Origin of the sequence: Candidatus Cloacimonas sp., from assembly GCA_035403355.1 — a bacterium.
Classification (GTDB): Bacteria; Cloacimonadota; Cloacimonadia; order Cloacimonadales; family Cloacimonadaceae; genus Cloacimonas.
In genome coordinates, this window is record DAONFA010000001.1 from 95,744 (window position 1) to 103,032 (window position 7,289).

A 7,289-nucleotide genomic window follows, 5' to 3' on the forward strand; every position below is an offset into this window, starting at 1 on the left:
GAAAAGAGAAAATAATCGGAGAAACGATGTCCTCATCTATTCCTGTAATACTTTACAGGGAAGATGATATAATAAAGAAGAGCTTTTCTCTTGGTTCACTATGAAAACTATAAACTTATCTACTGAGCAGGATACCATAAACCTTGCCAATTACCTTGCTCCTCTCTTAAAAAAGGGTGACATTATAACTCTTTTTGGCGATCTTGGCAGCGGAAAAACCTTCTTTGTAAAACAGCTTGGTTTGGCACTTGGCATCAAGGAAGAAATTGATAGTCCCTCCTTCGTTTTAATGAAAGAATACTCCGGTGGACGCCTCCCCTTGTATCATTTAGACCTGTATCGGCTGAAAAACGAAGCTGAGTTATATGACTTGGGGTTATTTGATATTCTGGATAAAGGGATCACAGTTATTGAATGGCCCTCATTGGCAAAAGACATTCTTCCCTATCAAACCTGCAAACTGCAATTTCACTTTGACGGGGAAAAACGTTGGGTAGATATTATTCCCGATAGTGAACACTCTAAGTATTTCGTTTAAGGAGAAAAAATGATTACAGCACTACTTGTAATTATCTGCATAGCTATTGCGGCAGGTATTGTCTGGCTGATATTTACTAAGGATAAAGTTATTGCCCGCACCTGGGGAATAGTTGGATTGTCCTTTATTATCGGTTTAACTGTTTTCGGCTACTTTTTTATGCAAAGCAGGCAAGCTCCAACCAGTTTACGCGTAGTTGGTTATGCCAGTAAACTCTTTGAATCTGACTTGGTAAAATGGAACCTCACAATGCAACGCAATGTTAGTAATGATAGCTTAAAAGAGGGCTACACCAAAATGAGCAGCGATGTAACCGCTTTCCAAAAATATTTAACGGAGCAGGGTATTCCAGAAAAGGATATCAGCATCCAGCCCATAAATAGCTATCAGACAACAGATAACTATGGTAATCACACCGGTTATACCTTAAATCAAAATGTCTTTGTGGTCTCTTCTGATATCCCTAAAATAGAGACCCTGGCTTTAAAACCCGATTTCTTTGCGGAACGAGGTATTTTACTGCAAAATTCCAACCTGGCATACCTCTATACTAAGCTGCCAGATTTGAAAAAACAGCTTCTTTCCGAAGCAACTAAAGATGCTGTTGCGCGGGCTCATGAAATTGCCGGTAGCGGAAATACCAAGCTTGGCAAATTAAGAGAGGCACGAGCAGGTGTCTTTCAAATTACCGAGCCCTATTCTACCGAAGTTTCAGATTATGGTATATACAATACAAGCACACGCAGTAAAAGCATTTCCGTAACTTTAACCGCTATTTTTAAGCTCCAGTAGAAATATTTCCACAAAGAATGTTCAAATTTTCACGCAAATTGACTTGCGAAGGGAGTGAAATAGCTTAGTATTTCTTTATAAGATAATCCGTGATCAGGTGTAAAGATGAAATTTAAATGGTTATTTCTACCCTTGGGTTTAGCATTGATCATTGTCTGCGCTTTTGCTTGTTCTTCGCAACAGAAGAAAATTCTACGCGTGGGAACCGATGCAGAAGATCCGCCTTTCACTTATCAGGAAGGGAACGATATTAAAGGCATTGATATAGAAATATGTAAACGGATTGCAGATAAATTGGGTATTCAGTTACAAGTTACCCGCTACCCTTTTGAGGACTTGTTTTCTGCCTTGGCACAGAATAAAATTGATATTGCTGCTTCCGCTATAACCATCACTCCCAAACGCAAACAGACAATGGATTTTACAATTCCCTATTTTGAAACAGACCTTGCCGTAGTTGCCAAAGCAGGTTCTCCTGTGCAAATTGCAAACATTGAGGATATGGGAAAATACCGTGTCGGCTGCCAAAATACTACCACCAGTCACCAATATTTAACTGAGAATTTAGTAGAAAAAGACCTGCTGCCGAAAGAAAAACTAAAACTCTACCCTACAGTGATAGAAACTTTGGGAGAGCTGCTGAATAACAAGATAGACCTGATGGTCTTTGACGAATGAGTAGCTAAAACTATTTCTGAACAGGGAGAAATAAAAGTTGTCTATACCATTCAGACCAACGAACAATATGGGTTCGCTATGCAATTGGGCAAGGAAATAAATGTAAGGATTAATAAGGCAATGAAGGAATTAAAAGATAGCGGGGAACTGGAAAACATCATCAAAGAATATATGCACTAAAAAAACCCTTCACCTTTCACCCTTCACCCTTCACCGTTCACCTTTCACCTTTCACTGTTCACCGTTCACCCTTCACTGTTCACCCTTCATTTCCAACGCTCCGGCAAAGCACAATTGAGTACACAACGAGCATCCAACACATTTATCCGAATCAATTTCAGGATAGCCATCTGCATCTAATTCAATTGCCTGATAAGGGCAGCGAGTGCAATTTCCGCATTTTAGGCACAATTCCTGGATGAGAGAAGAGCTTTTGGTTTTCTTAGGTAAGTTCGGAAAGTCCGTAATAGGTTTTGGCTGTGCTTTTCCAATAAGTTCGGCTACACTTGTTAAGCCCTTTGCTTCCAAAAGGTAAGAAAGTCCCATTTTCAATTCATCTATAATGCCGTAACCGTATTTTTCCACAATTGTGCAGAATTGAACATTTTTGGCGCCTAAAGCTAAAAAGTTTGCTGCATCCAGATAGTTCATTGCACCTCCGTTTCCGGAGATGAAAATTCCGCTTTTTCCAGCACGGGCTAAATTTAAATAACTGATAGGTAAAATGCCTTCACCGCTTAAGCCAACTATTATTCCTTCGTCCCAGGGTTTTTCTTTTTCCCTGAAAGCCAAAGCCGGGAATGTATTCGCCAAAGTTATTCCGGCTTTTTTTGCGGGGTATTTATCCAAAACTCTTTTAACTGCAGAAAGAATTGGATAGATAGCAGTTACCGCACCGGTTAGTTTAAAAAGTTTAGGAATTTCCGGATTGCTGATTTCCATCACCCAATCAATTATCTTAGCAGTTAAAACAGGGTCTTGAGCTACAATATCACCTTTTGTTCCATCTCCACCTTGAGGACAGGATAAACTGTATTCAATTCCCATCGCACCTGCTTGTTCCAGCTTTAAAGTATTGGCTTGCCAGCACTTTTTATCATTAATATCATCACCGGTAACGGGACCGCCTGTTGAAGCCATCGTTAAGCGATCGGGAAAGTCCTTTATTAACAGAGCTATTTCTTCACAAACCCTCTCCAAAGGATGCTCGGAAACATTATCACAATTGGCAAAGGTCTTTTTCTTATCCCCAAAGGTGAACATATATTCACCTGGAATATGAATATCTTCATTATCAAAAGCCGTTTTCATAATTCCCCCGCTCCAGCCGGCAAGATATGCTTTTTTCATTTGTTCATAGCCATCGGAAGGGGGAGCGGCTGAAAGAATAAAAGGGGAATCCATTTTTCTGCCAAAGAAATCGGTCTGCAGTGAAACAGGATATTTTTTCCAACCCCAAACAGGAAAACAGCACTTAGTTGCTTTTTCAGGTTCTGCAATATCTTGTTTGCCTAAACGGGAATGCACTAATAAAGCAGTATTTTTACCTGAGGCAACTGCTTCAACCACTGTAGTTGGTCCGTTTATCATATCTCCACAGCAGAAAAGACGGTCTGAAAGGGTCTTTAGTTTATTAACAGCAAAAGGAGGTTTGTTTCCGATAGCAATAATAACCAAATCAAAAGGACGAAAGGATTCTGTGGTTCCTTCTTCGTCCCTAAGCAAATTCGGGGCAAACTTTTCTCCCTTGGGAAGATAGACCTTTTTCGTCTTAATTCCTTTAATATGTTTGCCTTCATTAACTATTTCCGTTATTCTGGTGCGTGGTGAAAATTCAATTCCCGCTTCAATCAAAGTTGCTTTTTCCGGTTCCGTTAAGGGCATTTCCACAAAATTTTCCAGGGTTATCATTTCTACATAAGCAGCGTTATTTTTGGCAATTAGCAATGCCATATCGGCAGCTATTGCTCCTCCTACAAGAGCAACGCGTTTATCGGTAAAATTGTATCGGGAAGGGTTTTTTAGAATGTCAAAACCGTAAATTGCTGTTTCATCACCGGGAATATTTAAATGCATAGCTTCATTTAAGCCCCCGGCAACAATCACTGCCTCAAAACCTTCATCCAATAAATTCTGCGGTTCATCTATTTTTTTCCGGATATGTTCTATTTTGAATGTTTCTGCCAGGAATTTCAGGTCTTCCAGCAAGTCAATTGTTTCCAAACGCTCTTCCGGAATTAAATTTACCTGACCTCCTAAGGGTTCAGGATCAAACAGCAGCGGCTGATAACCAAATTGGGTTAAAGTTACGGCAGCTCCAATGGCAGAAGGTCCTGCCCCGATAATAGCAATTTTTTTATTTAAAGAAAGAGGGGAAGCAAATTCAGGCACCATCTTCAACTGCCTGGCTTTACGAATTATCGTTGCCTGAACGGCAGGAATTTGAATTGGAGTGTCAAATTTTTCACGCGCACAGGCATTTACACAATGGTCATCGGGACATACATTTCCGCAAATTCCACCTAAAGGATTGCTGGCTAAAATTATTCCCGCAGCACGCTTAAAATCGGAAGGTCTGCCTTTAGCAGCTGCCATCATAAAATCGGCAGGAGAACAATCACAGGGACAGGCATTTTTACAGGGCTTGTTCTCACAATATTCACAACGACTTATTTCACTGAATAATTGGGCATCCGTCAAAATCATTTTTTGCCTCCTTTATTTTTAGCCACCGAAAGCACCAAAAATACCTCTCACAGATAGCACAGATTTCACAGATTTTATAATTCTCCATTCTCCATTCTCAATTCTCCATTCTCCATTCTCAATTCTCCATTCTCCATTCTCCATTCTCCATTCTCCATTCTCCATTCACTTTTCACCCTTCACCTTTCACTTTTCACCGTTCACCGTTCACCGTTCACCGTTCACCGTTCACCCTCATTTATCACTTATAATATGTCCTTTTCCCACACCCCGAACTTGGCATCCCAATTCTTTGTAGATTTTAATGGTTTCATCAGAAAGGAAATTGGAGCAATCCACGATCAAGGGTTTGGTATTGCATAAATTAACAACATATTCAGGATCAAGTTTTCGGTATTGACTGTGTCCTACAGCAAAAATAACCACATCGGACTCGGGTAGAACATTATTCAGATCGTTTTGTATATGGTTTTCTTCCATTTCAGGCCAAGCTTCTACATAAGGATCGTGGGTTTTAACCTGGGCAAGGTCTTTGCGCAAAAATTCCACTAAGGTCTTAGAAGGAGAGTGCCTTGTATCGCCAACATCTTCCAGATAGGATACCCCCAAAACGGCTATTTGCAGGTTTTTCAGTTCCGGATAAATACTTTTAACGATTTCAATTGTATGTAGAGGCATTGTATCATTAGTATTAACAGCTTTAATAGCAAAATTCAAACTTCCATCTACACCAAAAAGGGATTTCATTGCCCAATTAGCTAAAACGGGGTCTTTAGTTAAACAGTAACCACCAACTCCTAAAGAAGGACGCAACAAATTGTCATGAGTTCCTTTTCTTTTCCGAATGGCATCACGCACTTTAAATATATCCACTCCAATCTGTTCTGCAAATTTAGCCCACTCCAAAGTGAAGGCAATATTTACAGCACGATATGAATTTTCCATTGTTTTGGCAAGTTCGCTGGCATTTGTGCTATCTAATTGGGTTAAAGGATAGTTTTTTACATCTAAAATATGGGAAAGAAATTCCCGGCAAAGCTCTATGCTTTTAGGATTCACCCCGGAAAAAACACGCCAAAAATCACGAATAGAAGCTACATAATGAGCTCCGGGCATAACTCTTTCATAAGAATGAGCAATTAGGGGAGGGTTCTTTTCAATATCTATACCCCGCTTAGTAAATTCCTCTTCCAGAATTGGCTTAACAACCTTTTCACAGGTTCCCGGAGGAACGGTTGTTTCTACTAAAACCAAACATTCGGGCTGAATGTATTTGCCTAAAGTCCGAATGCCTTCCCGGAAAGCTGTTATATCACAATAACCCTGTTCCGCATCTCCAAAAGCCGGCTTTGTAGCATCCAGCTGAATATCTACGACTACAATATCTACCAGACCATAAACACTTTCGTCACTGGTAGCACGGAAATTACCTTTTTCCTTTACGGTACGATGAAAAATTGCCGGAACCTCAGGATCGGAGGAATTTACAGGCGGAATGCCACTATTAATTACAGGAACTTTCCAATACGATCTTTGCGAAGCACGTTGATGACCATGCACAAAATAAAGCGGCTTTCCATCTTCATCTGTAGCATCCGCAACAACAGTAGCCATCACACAACCTACAAAACCTAAACCCTGAACAGCCACAATTTTACGCCCTAAAGCTATTTGTTCGGCAGTTATTTGTTTTAATATTTCCTGTTCTTTTTCTCTCTCTTCTTCACTTGGAAGAGGATACTCTTTACCATCCGGGGCAATTGAAACTTTTAACATATTTTATTATCTCCTTTAGCTTTGTGTAGTATTGATAACGGAAAAACGACATCCTGTCGTTTACTGGTTGACCCGGATGTCAGCATTTCAGGAAAAACGACATCCTGTCGTTTAATGGTTGGCAGGGATGCCAGTATTTCAGGAAAAACGACATCCGGTCTTTCTCATTTTACCACTTAATTTTTAAATCGGTTTTTACGCTTTTTACAGTGCCTTTATTGTCAAGAGGTTTTTCCGAAAGTAAAATCACGAGGCAATCGTTGGCAGGTTTTGACTTACAATTTTCACCTGCCTTCAATGTAACCACACCGCACAATCATTTTCACTTACAACCGCAGTATTATTGGCCTCCAAACCTGAAAACTGTGAAGTAAAACAGAATTTATCCGCAGAAATCACTTTTTTCCATCCCAAATTAGTTGTTTATCAATTCCTTCATTTTTGCGTTATACAGCGAATAAGAATCCCGTATCGTTCTCATATCGCGATACGAGAACGATACGGGAGTCATATTGGAGAGTTATTGAGAAAATTCGGGAATTTCCTTGGGAATGATAAGTATTCAATTTTGCTAATAGTTTGTTGTGTATTAGTGCAGCCAATTATTTTAGCAATGAAAGAATATGCCGACCTGTTTATCAAGAAATGTGTGACTGAAGGATTATATTATTGTAAGATTTCTTTATCTTTGCTTTATATCGCAATTTTCAGATTAAAATCCAGCCAAAAAGCTGTTGCAAGATAATAAGAATTTAGGGTGTAATTACATAGAAAACAGGTGAAAATATGAGTCAAAACC

General features: G+C 39.6%; 6 protein-coding genes. 4 read left to right on the forward strand and 2 right to left on the reverse strand.

The features are described from left to right. Positions 1-100 precede the first annotated feature (100 nt). The 3 genes from tsaE (at position 101) to PLE33_00375 (ending at position 2,008) form a co-directional block, all read left to right on the forward strand. A complete protein-coding gene (tsaE, locus tag PLE33_00365) occupies positions 101-538 on the forward strand; it encodes a tRNA (adenosine(37)-N6)-threonylcarbamoyltransferase complex ATPase subunit type 1 TsaE (GenBank protein ID HPS59699.1) in 438 nt (145 codons plus the stop codon). Between the two features lie 9 nt (positions 539-547). Further along, positions 548-1,330, forward strand: a complete 783-nt coding sequence (locus PLE33_00370; GenBank protein HPS59700.1) for an SIMPL domain-containing protein — start codon at positions 548-550, stop codon at positions 1,328-1,330. Positions 1,331-1,435: 105 nt separating this feature from the next. Further along, positions 1,436-2,008 carry an ABC transporter substrate-binding protein gene (locus PLE33_00375; protein ID HPS59701.1) on the forward strand — a complete coding sequence of 191 codons (573 nt, stop codon included), beginning with the start codon at positions 1,436-1,438 and terminating at the stop codon, positions 2,006-2,008. Positions 2,009-2,260: 252 nt separating this feature from the next. On the opposite strand, the gene PLE33_00380 is transcribed toward PLE33_00375, so the two are convergent. Together PLE33_00380 and PLE33_00385 are read right to left on the reverse strand one after the other, a co-directional pair. Further along, positions 2,261-4,714, reverse strand: coding sequence for an FAD-dependent oxidoreductase (locus tag PLE33_00380; GenBank protein ID HPS59702.1), 2,454 nt, complete (start codon positions 4,712-4,714; stop codon positions 2,261-2,263). Between the two features lie 234 nt (positions 4,715-4,948). Further along, the gene (locus PLE33_00385; protein ID HPS59703.1) at positions 4,949-6,490 is read right to left on the reverse strand and encodes a nucleotide sugar dehydrogenase; all 1,542 of its coding nucleotides are present in this window, start codon (positions 6,488-6,490) and stop codon (positions 4,949-4,951) included. A gap of 21 nt (positions 6,491-6,511) precedes the next feature. Between PLE33_00385 and PLE33_00390 the strand changes: the two genes are divergently transcribed. Next, entirely contained in the window at positions 6,512-6,670 is a 159-nt protein-coding gene (locus tag PLE33_00390; GenBank protein ID HPS59704.1) for a hypothetical protein, read from the forward strand. The last annotated feature ends 619 nt before the right edge of the window (positions 6,671-7,289 follow it).

Excerpts from the sequence above, each read along its gene's own strand:
- tsaE (HPS59699.1), top strand. The coding sequence starts at position 101 with ATGAAAACTATAAACTTATCTACTGAGCAGGATACCATAAACCTTGCC.
- PLE33_00370 (HPS59700.1), top strand. The coding sequence starts at position 548 with ATGATTACAGCACTACTTGTAATTATCTGCATAGCTATTGCGGCAGGT.
- PLE33_00375 (HPS59701.1), top strand. The coding sequence starts at position 1,436 with ATGAAATTTAAATGGTTATTTCTACCCTTGGGTTTAGCATTGATCATT.
- PLE33_00380 (HPS59702.1), bottom strand. The coding sequence starts at position 4,714 with ATGATTTTGACGGATGCCCAATTATTCAGTGAAATAAGTCGTTGTGAA.
- PLE33_00385 (HPS59703.1), bottom strand. The coding sequence starts at position 6,490 with ATGTTAAAAGTTTCAATTGCCCCGGATGGTAAAGAGTATCCTCTTCCA.